We start from the raw sequence: 21,606 nt of genomic DNA on the forward strand, positions 1-21,606 counted from the left end.
GCGGGTTCGGGGCTCGCATCATAGGAGGGGGCGGGGCGCGCGGGGGCGGCGCGGCCCCCCCCCGGTTGTGGTTCGGGGGGGGGGCCGGGGGGCGTTGTGTGCCCGCCGCCGGGCCGCCGTGTAGTGTCCCCGCTGAGAGGTGTCGGGAGGTGCCGTGACGCAGTACGCCGGAGGTGGGCAGGTCCCGCCGCGTCCCGTCGCTCCACCGGTGCCGCCGGGGGGCGGGACACGGGGGACGTCGTCGGGGGCGCCGCTCGCCCCTCCGTCCCCGCCGGTCCGGCCGGCGCCCGCGGCCCCCGCCGCTCCCGGGCCCGTCGCCCGTTCCGCTCCGGCCCCCGCGGCCGCACCCGTGCCGAGCGCCCCGGTGCCCGCCGGCGGCACCGGGCACTTCGTGCTGCCCTCCGGCGCGCCCGTCCAACTGCCCACCCACCCGCCGCGGCAGCACGCGGCCACCGGGCCGATCGCCGTCCTGCTGATCGGACCGGCCGGGGCCGGCAAGACCACCGTCGCCCGCCACTGGGCCGAGCGGCGGCCCACCCCGACCGCGCACATCAGCCTGGACGACGTCCGCGAGTGGGTGCAGTCCGGCTTCGCGAACCCGCAGTCGGGCTGGAACAACGCCTCCGAGGCGCAGTACCGGCTGGCCCGCCGCACCTGCGGCTTCGCCTGCCGCAACTACCTGGCCAACGGCATCTCCTGCATCATCGACGACGCCGTCTTCCCGGACCGTCCGGCGATCGGCCTCGGTGGCTGGAAGCGGCACATCGGCCCCGGCATGATCCCGGTCGTCCTGCTGCCCAGCCTGGACTCCGTCCTGCACCGCAACGCCCGGCGCAGCGGCAACCGCCGCCTCGGGGACGAGGAGGTCGCCCGCATCCACGGGCGGATGGCCGGCTGGTACAACTCCGGGCTGCCGATCATCGACAACTCCTCCCTGGACGTCGCCGGGACGGCCGCCGAGCTGGACCGCGTCATCCTGGCCCGGCTGATGGGCATCCCGGTCCGCTGAACCGCCGCCCCGGTCCGCGGAGCAGCGCCCTTCCCGGCCCGCCGGCCTGCGGCGTCGCGGAGCTGTCGGAGCCGGCTGCGATGATGGACGGGTCATGTCGCCGCGCCCGGAGGAGCCGACGCCCGTGCCCGAAGGCCACATCATCCACCGCCTCGCCACCGAGAACCGGAAGGCCTTCGGCGACCGCCCGGTGCGGGTCTCCAGCCCGCAGGGCCGGTTCGCCGACGAGGCCAAGGTGATCGACGGGCAGCTGCTCACCGGCGCGGAGGCCACCGGCAAGCACCTCTTCCTCGGCTTCGAGGAGGGCGCCTGGGTGCACGTCCACCTCGGCCTCTACGGCGGCTTCACCTTCGGCACCGGCCCGGCGCCCGAGCCGGTCGGGCTGATCCGGCTGCGGCTGGAGAACGAGGACGGTTACGCCGACCTGCGCGGCCCCAACACCTGCGCGCTCGTCACCGAGGGCCAGAAGGCCGCCGTCGCCGCCCGGCTGGGCCCGGACCCGCTGCGCGCCGACGCCGACCCGGAGGCCGCCTGGCGCCGGATATCGGGCAGCCGGACGACCGTCGCGGCACTGCTGATGGACCAGAAGGTGCTGGCCGGGGTGGGCAACGTCTACCGGGCCGAGGTGCTGTTCCGCCACGGCATCGACCCGCACCGGGCCGGGCGCGACCTCACCCGCCGGGAGTGGGACGCGGTCTGGGCCGACCTGGTCGCCCTGATGCGCGAGGGCGTCACCGCCGGCCGGATCGACACCGTCCGTCCGGAGCACACCCCCGAGGCGATGGGCCGCCCGCCCCGGGTGGACGACCACGGCGGCGAGGTGTACGTCTACCGGCGGGCCGCCATGCCCTGCCTGGTCTGCGGCACCGACGTGCGGACGGAGGAGCACGCCGCCCGCAACCTCTTCTGGTGCCCGGGCTGCCAGTCGGCGTGACGGGCGCCCGGTCGTGACGCGTGCTGCCCCCGTGTCGTGGACAGCCCTTCTGAGCTGCGACGATGGACGTCGAGCGCGCCGAGCCGCGCGCCCCTGTCCGCACGGCCACGTGTGAACGTGGAGCGAAAGGAAGTCCCATGATCTTCATCACGGTCAAGTTCCCGGTCCGCCCCGAGCGCGCCGACGAGTGGCTGGGCCTGGTCGACGAGTTCACCCGGGCCACCCGCCAGGAGCCCGGCAACCTCTTCTTCGAGTGGTCCCGCAGCGTCGACGACCCCAACGAGTTCGTTCTGGTCGAGGCGTTCCGCGACGGCGACGCGGGCAAGGAGCACGTGGAGTCCGCGCACTTCGCCAAGGCCATGGAGGAGCTGTCGTACGCGGTGGCGGCCAAGCCGCGGATCGTCTCGACCGAGATCCCCGGCCTGGACGGCTGGGCGGAGATGGGCGAGATCACCCCCCGGTGACGTCCGAGTGCCCCTCCGGCCGGGTGCCCAGCCCGTAGGCTGGGGCCGACCGGCCGGAGGGAGCAGGCGGATGGAGCGGCACGAGGTGGCCAACACCGTGTCGGGGGCCACGGTGGGCGGCCACGTGGTGCAGGCCGGGAGCATCGGGGCGCTGCACCTGCACCAGCCGCGGGCAGTGCCGAGGCCGCATCAGATCCGGCCCCCGCACGGCCCGTTCGTCAACCGGGAGCCGGAACTCGCCGCGCTGACCGAGGCCTTGGGCCGGGTCGTGGAGGGCGGACTCGGGGTCGTGGTGTTCACCGGCCTCGGCGGGGTCGGGAAGACCGAGCTGATCGCCAGGTTCACCGAGGAGCACCGGGAGCACTTCCCGGGCGGGGACCTCTACGCCGACCTGAAGGCCTACCGGCACCAGGGCGGGGTCGACCTCCCCGAGCTGCTGGCCGGATTCCTGCGCGCCCTCGGCACCGAGCCCCCGGCCGCGGAGGCCGAGCGGTTCACGGCGTTCCGCACTGCCACCGCCGAGCGCCGGTGCCTGTTCTTCCTGGACAACGTCGAGCACGCCGCGGAGGTCCGTGCGCTGCTCCCGGCCTGCGGGCTGGTGGTGGTCGCGAGCCGGCGGCGGCTGCCCGCGCTGCGGACGGACGGCGCCGTGGTGCGCCGGCTCGGCCCGCTGAGCGCGAGGGCGGGCGCCGAGCTGGTGCGCGGCTGGGTGGGCCCGGGGCGGGGCACCGACGGGGAACTGGCGGAACTGGTCGAGCTGTGCGGCGGGCTGCCGCTCGCGCTGAACGCGGTCGGGAGCCAGCTGCTGGACCGGGACCATCTGCCGGTCGGCCGGGTGGTGGCCGAACTGCACGACCGGGAGGGCAGGTTGGCGATACTGGAGGACGAGGAGAGCGATCTCGGCGCGACCTACGACCTGGTCTACGAGCGGCTGTCGGCGCCGGGCCGGGCGCTCTACCACCTGATCGGCGTGCACCCCGGCCCCTTCGTCTCCGCCGAACTGGCGCGTGCGGTCGGCGTCGAGCGGGCCGGGCAGGCGATCGGGGAGCTACGGGGCGTCCACGTGCTGGACGAGGTGGTGGACGGCGACCGCGAGGACCGCTTCCGGGCCCACGACGTGGTGCGGCTGCACGCCTACGGCCGGACCCGGGAACTGGCCGGCCGCGGGGAACTCCTCGCCGCCGTCGTGGCGTACTACCGGGGCCGGGCCTCGGTCGCCGACCGTGCGATGGCCGGGAGCAGGCTGCGCCTGCAGGACCCGAGCGGCGACGACCTGCCCCGCTTCGCCTCCGACACCGCGGCCCTGGAGTGGCTGTACGCGGAACGGGCCAACTTCCGCGCGGTGGTGGAGGAGGCGGCCCGGCAGGGGTGGCACGGCGAGGTGTGGCGGCTGTGCGAGTCGCTCTGGCTGCTGTACCACGACCGCAGGCTCTACCAGGACTGGATCGCCACCCACCGGCTCGGCATCGAGTCGGCCCAGTGGGACAACCAGCCGGCCGCCGTGGTCCGGATGCGCAACCAGCTCGCCCGGGCCCACTTCGACCGCAAGGAATACCGGCTCGCCGCCGAGCAGTTGGCGCTCGCCGCGGAGCAGGTCCCGCTGGTGACCGACCGTCGGGTGGTGGGCGTGCTCCACGAGACGGACGGTCTGCTCTGCCTGGCCGACGGCCGCCCGGGCGACGCGGTGCGGCGGTTCACGCTGGCTCTGGCGGCGAACCGGGGCGACGAGCACGGCGAGATCGTCCAGAGCTACAACCTGGCGCAGGCGCTGATCGCCGACGGCCGCGCGCAGGAGGCGCTGGCCCGGCTGGCCGAGGCCACCGCGCGGGCCGAGCGGACGCGGGACGAGGACATGCTGATGAAGCTGCCGCTGGTCCGCGCCCGGGCCCACCGGGCGCTCGGGCAGCCGGAGCTCGCCGCCGCCCACGCGGGCGACTGCGCCCGGCGGGCCGAGGAGCGCGGCCAGTACGCGAAGGAGGCGCAGGCCCACACCCTGCTGCTCGCCCTCGCCGAGGAGCTGGACGACGTGGAGCTCGCGGAGCGCAGCCGGGCGCGGCTGCGGGAGCTGCCGCAGTAGCGCCCTTCTCAGGGGCCGGTGCGGAAGGACACCCGGGTGCGGTGCTCGCCGGTGCGGACGGTGAGGCCGTGCCGGGGGAGGCCGGCCGGGTCGCCGCCGTCGGCGAGCCAGCAGGCCACGGCGGAGCCGAGCAGCAGCGGGTCGACGGCGGGGTCGGGGCAGGTCCAGTCCGGTTCGGCGCGGGCCTCCAGCAGCAGGCCGGCGCGCAGTCGGAGCAGGTGGCGGGCCGGGCCGAGGGCGGCCACCGCGACGGCGAGGCCGGGGAGTTCGGCGGCGGAGTCGGCGAGCCAGCGGCCGGCGGGGCGTTCGGCGTGCACCTCGGTGCGGGCCAGGACCTCGGCGGTGTAGCGCAGGGCGTCGCCCGGGTGCTCGTCGGTGAGGGCGTGGAAGCCGCGCGGGGCGTGGTCGTGCGGGTCGAAGGGGTAGCGCCGCAGGCTGACCTCGGTGCCCTCGCTCCGGCCCTCGACGTCGTACGCGGTGGGCCGGTCGACGGTGCCGGGGCACGGGGCCGGCCTGGGGTAGGGCGGCAGGGCCGGTTCGTCCGCGGGCTCGTCCAGCCCGGCCAGGAAGGAGTGCAGCAGCGGGCGCAGCAGCCGGGCGGATTCGCCGGGGTGGGCGAGCGAGCGGTCGGTGATCGCGCTCAGGTCGGCCGGGTCCCGGGCGAGGGCCTGTTCGACCTGGGCGGCGAGGTCCCCGTCCGGGTCGAGGACGGGCGCTGCCTGGCCGAAGGCGTAGCCGGGGGAGCGGGGGTCGAGTTCGGCGGCGCCGGTGGCGACGAGCAGGGTGCGGTGGTTCAGGGCGGCGCCGTAGACGGTGACCGATCCGTGGTCGCCGATCACGCAGTCGGCGGCGACGAGCGCGGCCTGCCAGCCCTGGTGGGGCGGGATCAGGCGCAGGCCCATCCGGCGGGCGTCGTCGAGCAGCGCTTCGGGGTCGTGGCGGCTCCACACGTTGGGGTGCAGGACGACGGCCACCGTGTACTCGTCGGCGGGGAGCCGGCGGACCAGCCGCCGGGGGAGGTCCGGGCGGCGGCCGAACAAGGAGTGCTCGCTCCAGGTGGAGCTGACGACGACGAGCCGTCGGCCGCCGGTGGCACCGAGCGCGGCGCGGTAGCCGTCGCGGGAGCGCCGGCTGCCGAGCATCCGGTCGAAGCAGGGGTCGCCGACCACCCGGGCGACGTCCAGCGCCTCGGGGCAGGAGTCCCGCAGCCGGTCCAGCTGCTCGGGGTGGGAGAGGCCGAGGACGTCCACGAACACCCGTCCGCGGTGGGTGAGTTCGTTGCGGGACAGACCGGCGGCGGTGACCGTGTCGCCGGTGGACTCGGTGACCAGCCGGTTGTAGCCGACGCCGTGCGGGAGGACGACGAGGCGGGCGTCCAGCCGGTGCATGGAGGAGTGGACGGCGCAGGCGACGGCCAGGTCGAAGCGGCGGCTGACGGCGTCCTCCCAGTCCAGCACGGTGAAGCCGGGCAGGCCGTGCAGGTACTCGTCCAGGGCGCGGTCGGCGAAGGCGGAGCCGGGGTTGACGGTGAAGTACCGCTCGATGCCGTCCGGGTTCAGCAGGGTCAGGACGTCCAGGACCCGGGTGGCCGAGGTGAGGGTGCGGGCGACCGCCAGCACGCGGGCCCTGACCGGTCGGGTGTTCCACCGGTCGGCGGGCCAGGCGTGGGGGCGGGACGGCACGTCATGATCGTACTCATCCGCTCCGGCCGCGGCGCGGTTCCGGGGCCGGGCCAGTGGGTCAGCCCGTGGCCGCGGTGGGCTCGTGGTGTTCGCCGGCAGCGCACTCGTCGAGGAGGGGGCGCATGGCCTCGTCCACGAGCTGGTAGCGCACCACGCGTCCGTCCCGGTCGCCGGTGACCACGCCGGCCGTGCGGAGCAGCCGCAGGGCCTGGGAGACGGCGGGGTCGCGCATGCCGGTGGCGACCGCGAGGTCGGTGACGGCGAGCGGCCCGGCCCGGTGGAGGGCGAGCAGCAGGGCGAGCCGGCCGGGGTCGGCGAGCAGGGAGAACCGCTCGGCCCAGGACCGGACGTGGGCCGGGTCGCCGATCGCGGCGATGGCCTCGCAGACCCGGTGCCCGTCGATGGTGCGGTGGCCCGCGCGGTCGGCCGGTACGAGATGCATGCGGACATTCTCGCAGGCGGCGGTCTGTGATCCTGGACACCTGCGCAGGTGCGCAACCTTGCACGGGTCGGGGCGTGACCCCTACGGTGTTCCCCGCCGTGGTGCTCGGGAAGACCGGTGACGGACCCTCAGGGGTCCCAGCCCGGAGCGGCCCTCGCCACTGTGATCGGGTCGTTCCTCCGTCCGCGGAGGAACGTCGTCCGTACCCATGGAGCCACTGGGCGCCTCGCGCGCTTGGGAAGGCGGGTACGGGCGTCCCGTCAGCCAGGAGACCGGCCACGGCATCTCACGAGGTTTTCCACGAGGTGCTGGAGCGTGATCCGCAGATGACCCTGCCCGAAACCGTTGCCGCCGGGGCCGAACCGGCCCCCTCCGCGCTGCCCAGCTTCCAGTGGCGGCGCGAGGACACCGTCCGTACCGCCGGGCTGATGGCGGTGATCGTGGCCATGCACGTGGTGGCCTTCGGCACGCTGATCTTCCTGGTCGCACCCGAGAAGTACGCGGTCGGTACCCAGGTCTTCGGGGTGGGCCTGGGTATCACCGCGTACACCCTCGGGATGCGGCACGCCTTCGACGCCGACCACATCGCGGTGATCGACAACACCACCAGAAAGCTGATGGCGGACGGCAAGCGGCCGGTCTCGGTGGGCTTCTGGTTCGCCCTCGGGCACTCCTCGATGGTGGTGCTGATGGCCGCCCTGGTGGCGGGCGGCGCGCAGCTGGCGAACACCCTGATGGACGACGAGTCGGCCACCCACAAGTGGCTCGGCGTGATCGGGACGACCACCTCCGGCGTGTTCCTCTACCTGATCGGCGCGCTCAACCTGGCGGCGCTGCTCGGCATCCTCAGGGTGTTCCGCTCGATGCGGGCCGGGAAGTTCGACGAGAAGGAGCTGGAGGCGCACCTCGACTCGCGCGGCTTCATGGCCCGGGTGCTGAACCGGGCGACCCGTTCGATCACCCGGCCCGGGCAGATGTTCCCGGTGGGCATGGTGCTGGGGCTGGGCTTCGACACCGCGACCGAGGTCACCCTGATGGTGATGGCCGGCTCGGGCGCCGCCTCCGGGCTGCCCTGGTACGCGATCGTCTGCCTGCCGCTGCTGTTCGCGGCCGGGATGAGCCTGTTCGACACCCTGGACGGGACGTTCATGAACTTCGCGTACCAGTGGGCCTTCGCCAACCCGGTGCGGAAGGTGTACTACAACCTGACCATCACCGGTCTGTCGATCGCGGTGGCCTTCGTCATCGGCACCATCGAGCTGGTCGGGGTGCTGCACGAGAAGCTCGATCTGACCGACCCGGTCACCGGCTTCATCGCCGACATCTCGCTGGACAACGTCGGCTACGCCATCGCCGGGCTGTTCGTGGTCGTCTGGGCGATCGCGATCGGGTACTGGAAGCTCGCCGGGGTCGAGAAGCGCTGGACGCCCGAGGGCTCCTGAGCCACCCGGCCGCGCGCAGCGGCCTGCCCGCGCACGCCGGAACGGCGCCTCCCCGCGGTGGGGAGGCGCCGTTCGCGTTCCGGGGGCCGGGTGCGCCCCGGGTCGGCGCTCCTCGCGGAAGTCGACGCGCCGGCCGCCGACCGGGTCGCACTCGCACAGGACCGGAAGTGACAGATCCGTGACGGAACGTAGCGACCGGTCGAGGTCCGAGGGGCCACCGGGGGGTGCGAGGCCCCTCGGTGGCACGCTGCGTGGGGGGCGGGGCGCGGGTCCGAGGGGGACGGTGCCGCGGTCGCGCAGGGGGGCGTGCAAGGGGTATTGGGGGTTCTGCCGGGGGTGCTCGGCGGGCGCTTCGGGCCGGGGGTTCGTAGGCTCGACGCATGGCGGATGCGTACGCGGGGCGGCGGGAGCGGGTGAGGGAGCACTGCAGTGCGGCCGGGGCCGATGCGGCGCTGATCACCCGCGCGGCGAACGTGCGGTACCTGACGGGCTGCGCGCCCTGCGGGGCGAGCCTGCTGCTGACCAGGGAGCGGGCGCTGCTCGCGCTGCCGGACGACCTGCCGCCGGACGACTCCGGGGAGCACCTGATCGCCCCGGACGTCACCCGGCTGCCGGTGGCGGCCGGGTCGGACTCCGCGCTGGCCGTCGCGGCCGTCGCCGCGCGGTCCGGGGTGTCGGGACTGGCGGTGGAGGAGCACGACCTGACCGTCACCCGGCACCGGGCGGTGGGGGGTCTGACCGAGGGGGCCCGGCTGGTGGACCTCGGTCAGACGGTCGAGCGGCTGCGGGTGGTCAAGGACGAGCACGAGATCGCCGACCTGCGGATCGCCGCCGAGATCGCCGACCAGGCACTGGGCGAACTGCTGGAGTCGATCCTGGTCGGCCGCACCGAGCGGCACCTGGCGATGGAGCTGGAGCGCCGGATGATCGACCACGGCGCCGACCGGGCCGCCTTCCCGGTCTCGGTCGGCACCGGCAGCCACTCCGGTCAGGCCGCCCACCAGCCCACCGACCGCCGGGTGGAGGAGGGCGACTTCCTGACCGTGGTGATGGGCGCCCAGTACCGCGGCTACGGCGTCTCCACCGCCCGCACCTTCGTGATCGGCGCGGCCCCCGCGCCCTGGCAGGTGGAGCTGCACCGGCTGGTCTTCCGGGCCCAGCGGGCCGGGCGGGAGGCGCTCGGACCGGGCGTGGAGCAGTGCGTGCCCGACCGGGCCGCGCGGCAGGTCCTGGAGGCGGCCGGCCACACCGAGGCCTCCCCGCACCCGGTGGGCCACGGCGTCGGGCTGGAGATCCGGGAGGCGCCGCGCCTCGGTCCGTCGGACATGGGTAAACTGGACAGCCGCGTGCCGGTCACCGTCGGTCCGGGGGTCCACCTCCCGGGCAGGGGCGGCGTCCGGATCGAGGACACGCTCGTCGTGCGCCCCCTCGAAGAGGGCGGGCCCGAGCTGCTCACCATCACCACCAAGGAGCTCCTCGCCCTGTGACCGCGGCCCCCCGGGGGCCGTGGGAGGCAGGACGCAATCCCTTGGTTCCTTGACAGCTATACAGGAGTTAGTGCGCCCGTGGCTTCCACGAACGATCTCAAGAACGGCATGGTCCTCAAGCTGGAGGGCGGCAAGCTCTGGTCCGTCGTCGAGTTCCAGCACGTCAAGCCCGGCAAGGGCCCGGCCTTCGTGCGTACCAAGCTCAAGGAGGTCCTGACCGGCAAGGTCGTCGACAAGACCTTCAACGCGGGCACCAAGGTCGAGACCGCCAACGTCGACAAGCGCGGCATGCAGTTCTCGTACAAGGACGGCGAGAACTTCGTGTTCATGGACATGGACACCTACGACCAGCTGACCATCGAGCCGTCGGTCGTCGGCGACGCCGCCAAGTACCTGCTGGAGGGCTTCGAGGCCCTCGTCGCGCAGAACGAGGGCTCGGTCCTCTACATCGAGCTCCCGGCCGCGGTCGAGCTGACCATCGCCGAGACCGAGCCGGGCGTCCAGGGCGACCGCTCCACCGGTGGCACCAAGCCGGCCACCCTGGAGACCGGCGCCGAGATCCAGGTGCCGCTCTTCGTCACCAAGGGTGAGAAGGTCAAGGTCGACACCCGCGACGGCAGCTACCTCGGCCGGGTGAAGTAAGTCCGTGTCGGCCGCACGCAGCAAGGCCCGCACCAGGGCCTTCCAGATCCTCTTCGAGGCCGACCACCGCGGGGTCGACCCGCAGCAGGTCCTCGCCGACTGGGTGGCCCGCGCCCGCGAGCCCAGGCCCGACGAGGGCACCCCGCAGGTCGGTGAGTACACCATGGAGCTCATCGAGGGGTACGTCCAGCACGCTCGTCGCATCGACGACCTGATCGAGCAGTACTCCGTCGGCTGGTCGCTCGACCGGATGCCGATCGTGGACCGCAACGTCCTGCGGCTCGGTGCCTACGAGCTGATCTGGGAGGACGGCGTCCCGGACGCCGTCGTCCTGGACGAGGCCGTCGAGATCGCCAAGGAGTTCTCCACGGACGACTCCCCGGCCTTCGTCAACGGCATGCTCGCCCGCTTCCTGGAGCTGAAGCCGAGCATCCGCCGGTAGACAGGTGGACGTCGTGGACGGCCGTCGGACCCGAACAGGTGTCCGGCGGCCGTTCCGCGTTTCACCCGGTCGGCGTAGGGTGGTGGCCTACTTGTCAGTAACTTGACGTCCGGAACCACGCGTGAAGGGCAGGTCCCCCCAGATGACCACCGCGATCCGCAGCGAGTTCGACCAGGGCATCGCCCTGACCAGGCACCCCGAGGAGGCCGGCCGCTACGACGCCGAGCTCGGCGCCGGCTGGCAGATCGGCGGCGGGGTGAACGGCGGACTGCTGCTCGCGGTGGCCGGACACGCGCTGTCGCTGGAGCACGGCACCCACCCGGACCCGGTGTCGATCAGCGGTTACTACCTGTCCGCCTCCACCCCCGGCCCGGCCACCGTCCGCACCGAGGTGCTGCGCACCGGCCGCGGCCTGTCCACCGGCACCGCCTCGCTCAGCCAGGACGGCGTCGAGCGGCTGCGGGTGGTGGCCAGCCACGGCGACCTCGCCACCGCCGACGGTGAGGTGCGCACCAGCGCGCGGCCGCCGCAGCTGCCGCCGCCGGACCAGTGCATCGGCGTCGAGCACGCGCCCAAGGAGCTGATCGCCCAGGCCGCCCTGCTGGAGCGGTTCGACCTGCGGCTGGACCCGGCCACCATCGGCTGGGCGCTCGGGCAGCCCTCCGGCAACGGACGGATCCAGGGCTGGTTCCGGCTCGCCGACGGCCGCGAGCCCGACCCGCTGCTGCTCCTGCTGGTCGCCGACGCGCTGCCGCCGGTCACCTTCGACCTCGGCATGCCGGGCTGGGCGCCCACCATCGAGCTGACCGTCCACCTGCGCGCCAGGCCCGTGCCCGGCTGGCTGCGGGTCACCCACGCGACCCGCAACCTGGCCGGCGGCTACTTCGAGGAGGACGCGGAGGTCTGGGACGAGTCCGGCCGCCTGGTCGCGCAGTCCCGCCAGCTGGCCCGGGCGCCCCGCCCCTGACCCGGCGGCCCCGCATTACCGGTGGTTACATTCCTGTGACACGCCGTACGTGTGCGGCGCGCGCGGATGGGGAGGAAGACGGTCAGCGGCGAGCGTGCCGCGGACCGTCAACCCCCGAAGCCAGGAGCCACCGATGAGTCAAAAGGGTCGCGCCCGCCGTAACTCCGACTGCACCGCCGGCGGCTCGCGGCCCGCGGTGCGGGCGTCGCACCGGCCACAGCGGGCCGGCGGCGCCGAGCAGGCTTTTGTCATCGGGGTGCTGACCAACGCCGCGGACTTCGCCCGGGCCCGCGCCTGGGGGATCTCCGACGCCCCCGACCACGAGCGCTACCTGGCCGACGCCGCCGAGCTGCTGGCCGAGGCGCTGGAGCGGTTCGACACCGTCCGGGCCCGGATGTTCCACCCGCAGGACTTCGAGGAGTTCTGCGTGCTGCACGGGCTGGACCCGGCCGAGCCCGCCGCCCGCGACCGCTACCTGGTCAACCCGGCCCTGCAGACCCAGCTGCTGGCCTATCAGGGCGAGGAGCTGGCCGGGGACTTCGTGCCCCGCCTGGTGCGCGCCCGGGAGAACGGGCTGACGCTCTGCCACGCCGACCTGCTGCTCGACGGGGGCCTGTACGGGGGCGCGGGCGCGCCCGACGAGGAGCACGCCGCCTGGGTGCGCGCCGCCTACCAGCGCGGGGGCGAGGTGTTCCGCCGGATGCTGGTCGGCGCGGGGGCCGGCGTGTACGAGCTGCGCCTGCGGGTGGACGCGCCCGGCGGGAAGCTGACCGCCGCGGCTCGGGTCCTCCAGTGGGAGGACGGCGTGGTCCGGATCAACGACGAGGACCTGGAGCTGGTCTGCGCGGTGCTCTGCACCGGGCTGGCCCTGGAGCTGCCGGGCGTCGCGGTGCTGCACGGCTCGCAGGGCTCGGCCGCCTCCTGCGGGGAGTACCTGCAGGCTTCCTGGGCCTGGTCGAGCGGCGGGCAGGAGTGGGCGCCGGCCGAGCGGCCGGTCCGGCTGGACGGCGTGGCGGCGCAGCCCGGCTACAGCCTGGGAACGGTCTGCTGACGGCTCCGCCGCGGGGCCCCCTCCCGGGGCCCCGACACCGCGGCGCGGCCCCCGGTCAGGGGAGCCGCGCCGTGACGTTTCTGCTTGCGGGTACGACCGGAAATCAGGCCGGGTCGTCCCCGGATCCGCCGGCGGGAGCCGGTGCGGCGAGCCTCAGCTCGCGTCCTCCTCGCGCACCGCGCGGCGCGCGTCGGGGTTCAGCACGCCCCAGGAGATCAGCTGCTCGGTGAGGATCGACGGCGACTGGTCGTAGATGACGGCCAGGGTGCGCAGGTCGTCCTGACGGATCGACAGCACCTTTCCGTTGTAGTCACCGCGCTGGCTCTGGATGGTCGCCGCGTAGCGCTGCAGCGGGCCGGCCTTCTCGGAAGGGACCTGGGTCAGTCTCTCCAGGTCGAGGACCAGGCGCGGCGGCGGCTCGGCCGCGCCGCCGGGCGTACCGCCGGGCAGCAGCTCCTGCACCGGGACGCCGTAGAACTCCGCCAGTTCGGCCAGCCGCTGCACGGTGACCGCACGGTCACCGCGCTCGTACGAGCCGACGACGACTGCCTTCCAGCGCCCCTGGGACTTCTCCTCGACACCGTGCAGGGAGAGACCCTGCTGAGTGCGGATCGCTCGGAGCTTGCCTCCGAGTTGCTTCGCGTAGTCGCTGGACATTGATCTCCCCGGACGAGATTGCTTCGCGTTCAGTGGTGGGTCACGGGCGATTGCCGACGCCGTTACCGGTGGGTCCGACGTCCGTCTCGTAACTCACTGTGAGGTTACGTAGAGTAAGGTAGTTGCGTCAAGCCGAATGGGGCAGTCGTGCGAATGGCCCGCATCGTCGGCGCGTCCGGAGTGTTAACCCCGGGAAGCGGAATGATGGCCGTCTGTTTGCGATCCGGCGCGCTGCTAGGATGGCCCGAAGCCCACGCCCGGTCGGCGGGGGCAGTCCCAGACATCCTTTAAGACCCGTCCCGTGAGGCGGGGAAGGAGGTCCGCTTCGGCATGACCACACACCATGAACCGACGCCCCGGGCACCGCACCAGGTGCTGGACGGCACGGACATCGCCCGGGTCCTCACCCGGATAGCGCACGAGATCGTCGAGCGCGCCAAGGGCGCGGAGGACGTCGTGCTGCTCGGCATCCACACCAGGGGCGTCCACCTCGCCCGCCGCCTGCACGGCCGGCTGGCCCAGATCACCGGGCGCGAGATCCCGCTGGGCACCCTGGACATCACCATGTACCGGGACGACCTGCGGCTGAAGCCCGCCCGCGCCCTGGAGCACACCGAGATCCCGCCCGGCGGCATCGACGGCAAGCTCGTCATCCTCGTCGACGACGTGCTCTTCTCCGGCCGGACCATCCGCGCCGCGCTCGACGCGCTGAACGACATCGGCCGCCCGCGCGCCGTCCAACTCGCCGTCCTGGTCGACCGCGGCCACCGCGAGCTGCCGATCCGCGCCGACTACGTCGGCAAGAACCTCCCCACCTCGCTGCGCGAGGCCGTTCAGGTGCGCCTGTCCGACAGCGACGGCGTGGACGCCGTCCTGGTCGGCGACCGCGACTTCGCCGCCCGCAGCTCGCAGGCCCTGGCTCCCCAGTCTTCCGAACCGCACCTCCCGGAGTAACCCGCGTGAAGCGCCACCTCGTCTCCGCCGCCGATCTCAGCCGCGACGACGCGCTGCTGATCCTGGACACCGCCGAGGAGCTGGCCCAGCTCTCCGGCCGGGCCGTGAAGAAGCTGCCCACGCTGCGCGGCCGCACCGTCGTCAACCTCTTCTTCGAGGACTCCACCCGGACGAAGACCTCCTTCGAGGTCGCCGAGAAGCGCCTCTCGGCCGACGTCATCAACTTCTCCGCCAAGGGCTCCTCGGTCTCCAAGGGCGAGAGCCTCAAGGACACCGCGCTGACCCTCCAGGCGATGGGCGCCGACGCGGTGGTCATCCGCCACCACGCCTCCGGCGCCCCGGCCCGGCTGGCCCAGTCCGACTGGCTGCACGGCAGTGTGATCAACGCCGGTGACGGCACCCACGAGCACCCCACCCAGGCGCTGCTCGACGCCTTCACCATGCGCCGCCACCTCAACCCGGGCAGCGGCAACGACCTGGCCGGGCGCCACGTGACCATCGTCGGCGACGTCCTGCACAGCCGGGTCGCCCGATCCAACGTCCACCTGCTGAACACCCTCGGCGCGCAGGTCACCTTCGTCGCCCCGCCCACGCTGCTGCCGATCGGGGTCGAGAACTGGCCCTGCGAGATCAGCTACGACCTCGACGCCGTGCTGCCCAAGACGGACGCGCTGATGATGCTGCGGGTGCAGCGCGAGCGGATGAACGCCGCGTTCTTCCCGACCGAGCGCGAGTACAGCCGCCGCTACGGCATGAACGGCCGCCGGATGGCCCAGCTGCCGGACCACGCGATCGTGATGCACCCCGGCCCGATGGTCCGCGGCATGGAGATCACCGCCGAGGTCGCCGACTCGCCGCGCTGCACCGCCATCGAGCAGGTCGCCAACGGCGTCTCCGTCCGGATGGCCGTCCTGTACCTGCTGCTCGGCGGAGCCACCCTCGCCGACACCACCCGCACCGACTCCGTGGAGACCGCCCAGTGACCAGCTACCTGATCCGTAACGCCAAGATCCTGGGCGGCGCCCCGCAGGACCTCCACCTCGCCGACGGCGTGATCCAGGAGATCGGCACCGGCCTGACGGTCGAGGCGGACATCGAGATCGACGCCACCGGGCTGATCGCCCTGCCCGGCCTGGTCGACCTCCACACCCACCTGCGCGAGCCCGGCCGCGAGGACGCCGAGACCGTGCTCACCGGCACCCGGGCCGCCGCGATGGGCGGCTTCACCGCCGTGCACGCGATGGCCAACACCACCCCGGTGGCCGACACCGCCGGCGTGGTCGAGCAGGTCTGGCGGCTCGGCCAGGAGTCCGGCTACTGCGACGTGCAGCCGGTCGGCGCCGTCACCGTCGGCCTGGAGGGCAAGAAGCTCGCCGAGCTCGGCGCGATGCACGAGTCCGCCGCGGGCGTCCGGGTCTTCTCCGACGACGGCAAGTGCGTGGACGACGCGGTGCTGATGCGTCGCGCCCTGGAGTACGTCAAGGCCTTCGACGGCGTCGTCGCCCAGCACGCCCAGGAGCCGCGGCTGACCGAGGGCGCCCAGATGAACGAGGGCCAGGTCTCCGGCGAGCTCGGGCTCGGCGGCTGGCCCGCCGTCGCCGAGGAGTCGATCATCGCCCGCGACGTGCTGCTCGCCGCGCACGTCGGCTCCCGGCTGCACGTCTGCCACCTCTCCACCGCCGGCTCGGTCGAGATCGTCCGCTGGGCCAAGTCCAAGGGCTGGGACGTCACCGCCGAGGTGACCCCGCACCACCTGCTGCTCACCGACGAGCTGGTCCGCACCTACGACCCGGTGTACAAGGTGAACCCGCCGCTGCGCACCGCCGAGGACGTCCAGGCGCTGCGCAAGGCGCTGGCCGACGGCACCATCGACGCCGTCGCCACCGACCACGCGCCGCACCCGGCCGAGGACAAGGACTGCGAGTGGGCCGTGGCCGCGATGGGCATGGTCGGCCTGGAGACCGCGCTGTCGGTCGTGCAGCAGACCATGGTCGACACCGGCCTGCTGAACTGGGAGGCCGTCGCGGACCGGATGTCGCACCGCCCGGCCCGGATCGGCCGTCTCAGCGGCCACGGCCGGCCGATCTCGGTGGGTGAGCCCGCCAACCTGGTGCTGTTCGATCCCGCGTACCGTGGAGCCGTGAACCCGGACAGCTTCGCCACCCGCAGCCGCAACACCCCCTACAAGGGCCTGGACCTGCCCGGACGGGTGCACGCCACCTTCCTGCGCGGGCGCGCCACCGTGCTGGCCGGGGAGCTCGCCGAGCAGGGCGGCACGGAGTGATGCTCCACGCCACGCTCGCCCAGGAGCAGGCGAAGGTCACCGACTGGCCCGGTTACATCGGCTGGTCCATCGGCCTGCTGATCGTGATCGGCCTGGTCTACTGGCTGATGCGCCAGGGCTGGAACTGGCGGCGCACCCTGCAGTCCGGCATCCCGCCGCTGCCGGCCGTGCCGGACCGCGCCGGGCGCACCATCCTGGAGACCAGCGGTCGGTACCACGGCACGACCACCGCCGGGAACTGGCTCGACCGGGTCGTCGCCCACGGCCTGGGCACCCGCAGCCGCGCCGACCTCACCCTCGGCGAGGACGGCCTGCTGGTGCAGCGCCCCGGTGACGTCGACTTCTGGATCCCGGCCGAGCACCTGACCGGTGCCCGCACGGACTCCGGGATCGCCGGCAAGGTCGTCCCCTCCGGGCTGCTCGTCGTCAGCTGGGCGCACGAGGGCACCGAGCTGGACTCCGGCTTCCGTGCCGACCACCCCGACGAGCACGCCGCCTGGGTCGAGGCGATCGCTCTACTCGCAACACGTACGAAGACGAAGACGGAAGAGGCCGCGCAATGACCGCACCTGCCCCCACCACGCAGCGCCAACGGCGGGAACGAGTGCCTGCCGTGCTCGTCCTGGAGGACGGCCGGACCTTCCGCGGACAGGCCTACGGCGCCATCGGCGAGACCTTCGGCGAGGCGGTCTTCAACACCGGCATGTCCGGATACCAGGAGACCCTCACCGACCCGTCGTACCACCGCCAGGTGGTCGTGATGACCGCCCCGCAGATCGGCAACACCGGCTGGAACGACGAGGACGACGAGTCCAAGCAGATCTGGGTCGCCGGCTACGTGGTGCGCGACCCCGCCCGGGTCGCCTCCAACTGGCGCTCCCTGCGCCCGCTCGACGAGGAGCTCGTCAACCAGGGCGTCGTCGGCATCAGCGGCATCGACACCCGCGCGCTGACCCGCCACCTGCGCGAGCGCGGCGCGATGCGCTGCGGCATCTTCTCCGGCGAGGCGCTGGCCGACCCGGCCGCCCTGCTCGCCCGGGTGCAGCAGTCGCCCGAGATGAAGGGCGCCGACCTGTGCGCCGAGGTCGCCACCACCGAGCCGTACGTGGTGCCCGCGATCGGTGAGAAGCGCTTCACCGTCGCCGCGCTGGACCTCGGCATCAAGGCGATGACCCCGCAGCGGATGGCCGAGCGCGGCATCGAGGTGCACGTGCTGCCGGCCAACTCCACCCTGGAGGACGTCTACGCCGTCAACCCGGACGGCGTCTTCTTCTCCAACGGCCCGGGCGACCCGGCCACCGCCGACCACCAGGTCGCCGTCGCGCAGGGCGTGCTGGAGCGCAGGACCCCGTTCTTCGGGATCTGCTTCGGCAACCAGATCCTCGGCCGCGCCCTGGGCTTCGGCACCTACAAGCTCAAGTACGGCCACCGCGGCATCAACCAGCCGGTGCAGGACCGCACCACCGGCAAGGTCGAGGTGACCGCCCACAACCACGGCTTCGCCGTGAACGCCCCGCTGGACAAGGTGAGCGACACCCCCTACGGGCGGGTCGAGGTCTCCCACGTCTGCCTCAACGACGACGTGGTCGAGGGCCTGCAGGCACTCGACGTCCCCGCCTTCAGCGTGCAGTACCACCCCGAAGCGGCCGCCGGTCCGCACGACGCCGCCTACCTGTTCGACCGCTTCGTGAAGCTCATGGAGGGCCAGCGTGCCTAAGCGCAGTGACATCAAGTCCGTCCTGGTGATCGGCTCCGGCCCGATCGTGATCGGCCAGGCCGCCGAGTTCGACTACTCGGGTACGCAGGCCTGCCGGGTCCTCAAGGCCGAGGGCCTGCGGGTCGTGCTGGTCAACTCCAACCCGGCCACGATCATGACCGACCCGGAGATCGCCGACGCCACCTACGTCGAGCCGATCACCCCGGAGTTCGTCGAGAAGATCATCGCCAAGGAGCGCCCCGACGCGCTGCTGCCGACCCTGGGCGGCCAGACCGCGCTCAACACCGCGATCTCGCTGCACGCGGCGGGCACGCTGGAGAAGTACGGCGTCGAGCTGATCGGCGCCGACGTCGAGGCGATCAACAAGGGCGAGGACCGCGAGCTCTTCAAGGGCGTCGTCGAGGCCGTCAACGCCAAGATCGGCCACGGCGAGTCCGCCCGCTCGGTCATCTGCCACACCATGGACGAGGTGCTGGCCGGCGTCGACACGCTCGGCGGCTACCCGGTCGTCGTGCGCCCCTCCTTCACCATGGGCGGCGCCGGCTCCGGCTTCGCCCACAACGAGGAGGACCTGCGCCGCATCGCCGGCCAGGGCCTGACCCTCTCGCCGACCACCGAGGTGCTCCTGGAGGAGTCCATCCTCGGCTGGAAGGAGTACGAGCTGGAGCTGATGCGCGACAAGAACGACAACGTCGTGGTCGTCTGCTCCATCGAGAACTTCGACCCGATGGGCGTGCACACCGGTGACTCGATCACCGTCGCCCCGGCGATGACCCTCACCGACCGCGAGTACCAGATCCTGCGCGACATCGGCATCGCCGTCATCCGCGAGGTCGGCGTCGACACCGGCGGCTGCAACATCCAGTTCGCGGTCAACCCCGAGGACGGCCGGGTCATCGTCATCGAGATGAACCCGCGGGTCTCCCGCTCCTCGGCGCTCGCCTCCAAGGCCACCGGCTTCCCGATCGCCAAGATCGCCGCCAAGCTGGCCGTCGGCTACACCCTGGACGAGATCCCCAACGACATCACCGAGCAGACCCCGGCCTCCTTCGAGCCGACCCTCGACTACGTCGTCGTCAAGGTGCCGCGGTTCGCGTTCGAGAAGTTCCCGAGCGCCGACGCCACCCTGACCACCACCATGAAGTCCGTCGGCGAGGCCATGGCCATGGGCCGCAACTTCCCCGAGGCGCTGCAGAAGGCGCTGCGCTCGCTGGAGAAGAAGGGCTCCCAGTTCTCCTGGACCGGCCCCGTCGGCGACAAGGCGGAGCTGCTGGCCAAGGCGGTCGTGCCGACCGACGGCCGGATCAACACCGTGATGGACGCCGTCCGGGCCGGCGCCACCCCGGAGGAGGTCTTCGAGTACACCAAGATCGACCCGTGGTTCGTCGACCAGCTCTTCCTGCTGGACGAGATCGCCGGCGAGCTGGCCGAGGCCGCCGAGCTCACCCCCGACCTGCTGCGCCACGCCAAGCGGCACGGCTTCTCCGACCAGCAGATCGGCGAGATCCGCGGCCTGAAGCCGGACGTGGTCCGCGAGGTGCGCCACGCCCTCGGCATCCGCCCGGTGTTCAAGACCGTCGACACCTGCGCCGCCGAGTTCGCCGCCAAGACCCCGTACTTCTACTCGTCCTACGACGAGGAGAACGAGGTCGCCCCGCGCACCAAGCCCGCCGTGATCATCCTGGGCTCCGGCCCGAACCGCATCGGCCAGGGCATCGAGTTCGACTACTCCTGCGTGCACGCCTCCTTCGCGCTCGCCGAGGCCGGGTACGAGACCGTCATGGTCAACTGCAACCCGGAGACCGTCTCCACCGACTACGACACCTCCGACCGGCTCTACTTCGAGCCGCTCACCCTGGAGGACGTGCTGGAGATCGTCCACGCCGAGCAGCAGGCCGGCCCGCTCGCCGGTGTGATCGTCCAGCTCGGCGGCCAGACCCCGCTGGGCCTGGCCCAGGCGCTCAAGGACAACGGCGTGCCGATCGTCGGCACCCAGCCCGAGGCGATCGACCTCGCCGAGGAGCGCGGCGCCTTCGGCCGCGTCCTGCGCGACGCCGGCCTGCCGGCCCCCAAGCACGGCACCGCCTTCTCCTTCGAGGAGGCCAAGGCGATCGCCGACGAGATCGGCTACCCCGTGCTCGCCCGCCCGTCCTACGTGCTCGGCGGCCGTGGCATGGAGATCGTCTACGACGAGGCCTCGCTCGCCTCCTACCTGGAGCGCCACGCCGGCCTGATCTCCGAGCACCCGGTGCTCATCGACCGCTTCCTCGACGACGCGGTGGAGATCGACGTCGACGCGCTCTACGACGGCACCGAGCTCTACCTCGGCGGCGTCATGGAGCACATCGAGGAGGCCGGCATCCACTCCGGCGACTCCGCCTGCGCGCTGCCCCCGATCACCCTCGGCGGCCACGACATCAAGCGCCTGCGCACCTCCACCGAGGCCATCGCGCGCGGTGTCGGCGTCCGCGGTCTGATCAACATCCAGTTCGCCCTCTCCGGCGACATCCTCTACGTGCTGGAGGCCAACCCGCGCGCCTCCCGCACCGTCCCGTTCACCTCCAAGGCGACCGCCGTGCCGCTGGCCAAGGCCGCCGCCCGGATCTCGCTCGGCGCCACCATCGCCGAGCTGCGCGCCGAGGGCCTGCTCCCGGCCGAGGGCGACGGCGGCACGCTGCCCGCCGACGCGCCGATCGCGGTCAAGGAGGCCGTGATGCCGTGGAGCCGCTTCCGCGACATCCACGGCCGCGGGGTGGACACGGTGCTCGGCCCGGAGATGCGCTCGACCGGTGAGGTCATGGGCATCGACAAGGTGTTCGGCACCGCCTACGCGAAGGCGCAGTCCGGTGCGTACGGCGCGCTGCCGACCAAGGGCAAGGTCTTCGTCTCGGTGGCCAACCGGGACAAGCGCAACCTGGTCTTCCCGGCCCGCGCGCTGGTCAACCTCGGCTTCGAGGTGCTCGCCACCGCCGGCACCGCCGAGGTGCTCCAGCGCGGCGGCATCCCGTCCACGCTGGTGCGCAAGCACAGCGAGGGCGAGGGCCCGAACGGCGAGCGGACCATCGTCCAGCTGATCCACGACGGTGAGGTCGACCTCATCATCAACACGCCGTACGGCACCGGCGGCCGCCTCGACGGCTACGAGATCCGCACCGCGGCCGTGGCCCGCGCGGTGCCCTGCCTGACCACCGTCCAGGCGATGGGCGCGGCCGTGCAGGGCATGGACGCGCTGCTGCGCGACGAGGTCGGGGTGATGTCGCTCCAGGAGCACGCCGAGCTGATCAACGCCGGCCGCAAGTAGCACCACCGCAGTGGGGGGCACCGGAACAGCCGGGTGCCCCCCACTGCCATGACC

19 protein-coding genes and 1 riboswitch are annotated in these 21,606 nt (G+C 73.0%); of the genes, 16 read left to right on the forward strand and 3 right to left on the reverse strand.

Translation table 11 applies throughout. From position 1 onward, the window contains the following. The first annotated feature begins 349 nt into the window (after positions 1 to 349). From ACFWJ4_RS12750 to ACFWJ4_RS12765, 4 genes are all read left to right on the forward strand, one after another. Positions 350 to 1,009 (forward strand): AAA family ATPase, encoded by a 660-nt coding sequence (locus tag ACFWJ4_RS12750; RefSeq protein WP_380542668.1) that lies wholly within the window; start codon positions 350 to 352, stop codon positions 1,007 to 1,009. Positions 1,010 to 1,133: 124 nt separating this feature from the next. Continuing rightward, on the forward strand, positions 1,134 to 1,943 hold the full coding sequence (locus ACFWJ4_RS12755) for an Fpg/Nei family DNA glycosylase (protein WP_380542671.1): 810 nt from the start codon (positions 1,134 to 1,136) through the stop codon (positions 1,941 to 1,943). 137 nt (positions 1,944 to 2,080) lie between these two features. Continuing rightward, positions 2,081 to 2,407 carry a putative quinol monooxygenase gene (locus ACFWJ4_RS12760; protein ID WP_359897444.1) on the forward strand — a complete coding sequence of 109 codons (327 nt, stop codon included), beginning with the start codon at positions 2,081 to 2,083 and terminating at the stop codon, positions 2,405 to 2,407. 70 nt (positions 2,408 to 2,477) lie between these two features. Next, a complete protein-coding gene (locus ACFWJ4_RS12765) occupies positions 2,478 to 4,484 on the forward strand; it encodes an AAA family ATPase (protein WP_380542674.1) in 2,007 nt (668 codons plus the stop codon). Positions 4,485 to 4,492: 8 nt separating this feature from the next. Here ACFWJ4_RS12765 and ACFWJ4_RS12770 read toward each other — a convergent pair whose 3' ends face one another. Next, positions 4,493 to 6,166, reverse strand: coding sequence for a hypothetical protein (locus tag ACFWJ4_RS12770; protein ID WP_380542677.1), 1,674 nt, complete (start codon positions 6,164 to 6,166; stop codon positions 4,493 to 4,495). A 58-nt stretch (positions 6,167 to 6,224) separates the two neighbouring features. Continuing rightward, positions 6,225 to 6,608 (reverse strand): metalloregulator ArsR/SmtB family transcription factor, encoded by a 384-nt coding sequence (locus ACFWJ4_RS12775; RefSeq protein WP_359897441.1) that lies wholly within the window; start codon positions 6,606 to 6,608, stop codon positions 6,225 to 6,227. 82 nt (positions 6,609 to 6,690) lie between these two features. Next, positions 6,691 to 6,904, forward strand: a riboswitch (cobalamin riboswitch). 30 nt (positions 6,905 to 6,934) lie between these two features. On the opposite strand from ACFWJ4_RS12775, the gene ACFWJ4_RS12780 reads away from it, so the two are divergent. The 6 genes from ACFWJ4_RS12780 to ACFWJ4_RS12805 all read left to right on the forward strand — a co-directional run bounded on the left by ACFWJ4_RS12780 (position 6,935) and on the right by ACFWJ4_RS12805 (position 12,639). Beyond that, positions 6,935 to 8,050: a HoxN/HupN/NixA family nickel/cobalt transporter gene (locus tag ACFWJ4_RS12780; protein ID WP_359897440.1), complete on the forward strand. Its 1,116-nt coding sequence runs from the start codon at positions 6,935 to 6,937 to the stop codon at positions 8,048 to 8,050. Between the two features lie 380 nt (positions 8,051 to 8,430). Continuing rightward, positions 8,431 to 9,537, forward strand: a complete 1,107-nt coding sequence (locus ACFWJ4_RS12785) for a M24 family metallopeptidase (RefSeq protein ID WP_380542680.1) — start codon at positions 8,431 to 8,433, stop codon at positions 9,535 to 9,537. 78 nt (positions 9,538 to 9,615) lie between these two features. Further along, a complete protein-coding gene (gene efp, locus ACFWJ4_RS12790) occupies positions 9,616 to 10,179 on the forward strand; it encodes an elongation factor P (protein WP_359897438.1) in 564 nt (187 codons plus the stop codon). A 4-nt stretch (positions 10,180 to 10,183) separates the two neighbouring features. Beyond that, the gene (nusB, locus tag ACFWJ4_RS12795; protein ID WP_359897437.1) at positions 10,184 to 10,621 is read left to right on the forward strand and encodes a transcription antitermination factor NusB; all 438 of its coding nucleotides are present in this window, start codon (positions 10,184 to 10,186) and stop codon (positions 10,619 to 10,621) included. A 142-nt stretch (positions 10,622 to 10,763) separates the two neighbouring features. Further along, on the forward strand, positions 10,764 to 11,588 hold the full coding sequence (locus ACFWJ4_RS12800) for a thioesterase family protein (RefSeq protein ID WP_380542683.1): 825 nt from the start codon (positions 10,764 to 10,766) through the stop codon (positions 11,586 to 11,588). Between the two features lie 133 nt (positions 11,589 to 11,721). Next, entirely contained in the window at positions 11,722 to 12,639 is a 918-nt protein-coding gene (locus ACFWJ4_RS12805; RefSeq protein WP_380542686.1) for a hypothetical protein, read from the forward strand. 153 nt (positions 12,640 to 12,792) lie between these two features. Here the strand turns inward: ACFWJ4_RS12805 and ACFWJ4_RS12810 are convergent, their stop codons facing one another. Beyond that, positions 12,793 to 13,296, reverse strand: a complete 504-nt coding sequence (locus tag ACFWJ4_RS12810) for a transcriptional regulator (protein ID WP_030056198.1) — start codon at positions 13,294 to 13,296, stop codon at positions 12,793 to 12,795. 330 nt (positions 13,297 to 13,626) lie between these two features. On the opposite strand from ACFWJ4_RS12810, the gene pyrR reads away from it, so the two are divergent. From pyrR to carB, 6 genes are read left to right on the forward strand one after another with little or no spacing between them, the layout of a single operon-like run. Beyond that, on the forward strand, positions 13,627 to 14,250 hold the full coding sequence (gene pyrR / locus ACFWJ4_RS12815) for a bifunctional pyr operon transcriptional regulator/uracil phosphoribosyltransferase PyrR (protein ID WP_359897432.1): 624 nt from the start codon (positions 13,627 to 13,629) through the stop codon (positions 14,248 to 14,250). Positions 14,251 to 14,255: 5 nt separating this feature from the next. After that, positions 14,256 to 15,233 carry an aspartate carbamoyltransferase catalytic subunit gene (locus ACFWJ4_RS12820; protein ID WP_359897430.1) on the forward strand — a complete coding sequence of 326 codons (978 nt, stop codon included), beginning with the start codon at positions 14,256 to 14,258 and terminating at the stop codon, positions 15,231 to 15,233. Then, the gene (locus ACFWJ4_RS12825; RefSeq protein ID WP_380542689.1) at positions 15,230 to 16,534 is read left to right on the forward strand and encodes a dihydroorotase; all 1,305 of its coding nucleotides are present in this window, start codon (positions 15,230 to 15,232) and stop codon (positions 16,532 to 16,534) included. Before ACFWJ4_RS12820 ends, ACFWJ4_RS12825 begins: the two co-directional genes overlap by 4 nt. Then, positions 16,534 to 17,097 (forward strand): hypothetical protein, encoded by a 564-nt coding sequence (locus ACFWJ4_RS12830; protein WP_359897426.1) that lies wholly within the window; start codon positions 16,534 to 16,536, stop codon positions 17,095 to 17,097. The genes ACFWJ4_RS12825 and ACFWJ4_RS12830 overlap by 1 nt, the downstream gene beginning before the upstream one ends. Beyond that, positions 17,094 to 18,251: a glutamine-hydrolyzing carbamoyl-phosphate synthase small subunit gene (gene carA, locus ACFWJ4_RS12835; protein WP_380542692.1), complete on the forward strand. Its 1,158-nt coding sequence runs from the start codon at positions 17,094 to 17,096 to the stop codon at positions 18,249 to 18,251. Before ACFWJ4_RS12830 ends, carA begins: the two co-directional genes overlap by 4 nt. Next, on the forward strand, positions 18,244 to 21,552 hold the full coding sequence (gene carB, locus ACFWJ4_RS12840; protein ID WP_380542695.1) for a carbamoyl-phosphate synthase large subunit: 3,309 nt from the start codon (positions 18,244 to 18,246) through the stop codon (positions 21,550 to 21,552). Before carA ends, carB begins: the two co-directional genes overlap by 8 nt. The last annotated feature ends 54 nt before the right edge of the window (positions 21,553 to 21,606 follow it).

The organism is Kitasatospora sp. NPDC127067 (assembly GCF_042724755.1).
Taxonomy (GTDB): Bacteria; Actinomycetota; Actinomycetes; order Streptomycetales; family Streptomycetaceae; genus Kitasatospora; species Kitasatospora lactacystinica.

What these genes read in the sequence shown, in the direction of transcription:
- ACFWJ4_RS12780 (WP_359897440.1), top strand. Translation starts at nt 6,935, where the DNA reads ATGACCCTGCCCGAAACCGTTGCCGCCGGGGCCGAACCGGCCCCCTCC.
- ACFWJ4_RS12810 (WP_030056198.1), bottom strand. Translation starts at nt 13,296, where the DNA reads ATGTCCAGCGACTACGCGAAGCAACTCGGAGGCAAGCTCCGAGCGATC.
- pyrR (WP_359897432.1), top strand. Translation starts at nt 13,627, where the DNA reads ATGACCACACACCATGAACCGACGCCCCGGGCACCGCACCAGGTGCTG.
- ACFWJ4_RS12765 (WP_380542674.1), top strand. Translation starts at nt 2,478, where the DNA reads ATGGAGCGGCACGAGGTGGCCAACACCGTGTCGGGGGCCACGGTGGGC.
- ACFWJ4_RS12785 (WP_380542680.1), top strand. Translation starts at nt 8,431, where the DNA reads ATGGCGGATGCGTACGCGGGGCGGCGGGAGCGGGTGAGGGAGCACTGC.
- ACFWJ4_RS12805 (WP_380542686.1), top strand. Translation starts at nt 11,722, where the DNA reads ATGAGTCAAAAGGGTCGCGCCCGCCGTAACTCCGACTGCACCGCCGGC.
- ACFWJ4_RS12775 (WP_359897441.1), bottom strand. Translation starts at nt 6,608, where the DNA reads ATGCATCTCGTACCGGCCGACCGCGCGGGCCACCGCACCATCGACGGG.
- ACFWJ4_RS12830 (WP_359897426.1), top strand. Translation starts at nt 16,534, where the DNA reads ATGCTCCACGCCACGCTCGCCCAGGAGCAGGCGAAGGTCACCGACTGG.
- ACFWJ4_RS12760 (WP_359897444.1), top strand. Translation starts at nt 2,081, where the DNA reads ATGATCTTCATCACGGTCAAGTTCCCGGTCCGCCCCGAGCGCGCCGAC.
- ACFWJ4_RS12800 (WP_380542683.1), top strand. Translation starts at nt 10,764, where the DNA reads ATGACCACCGCGATCCGCAGCGAGTTCGACCAGGGCATCGCCCTGACC.
- carA (WP_380542692.1), top strand. Translation starts at nt 17,094, where the DNA reads ATGACCGCACCTGCCCCCACCACGCAGCGCCAACGGCGGGAACGAGTG.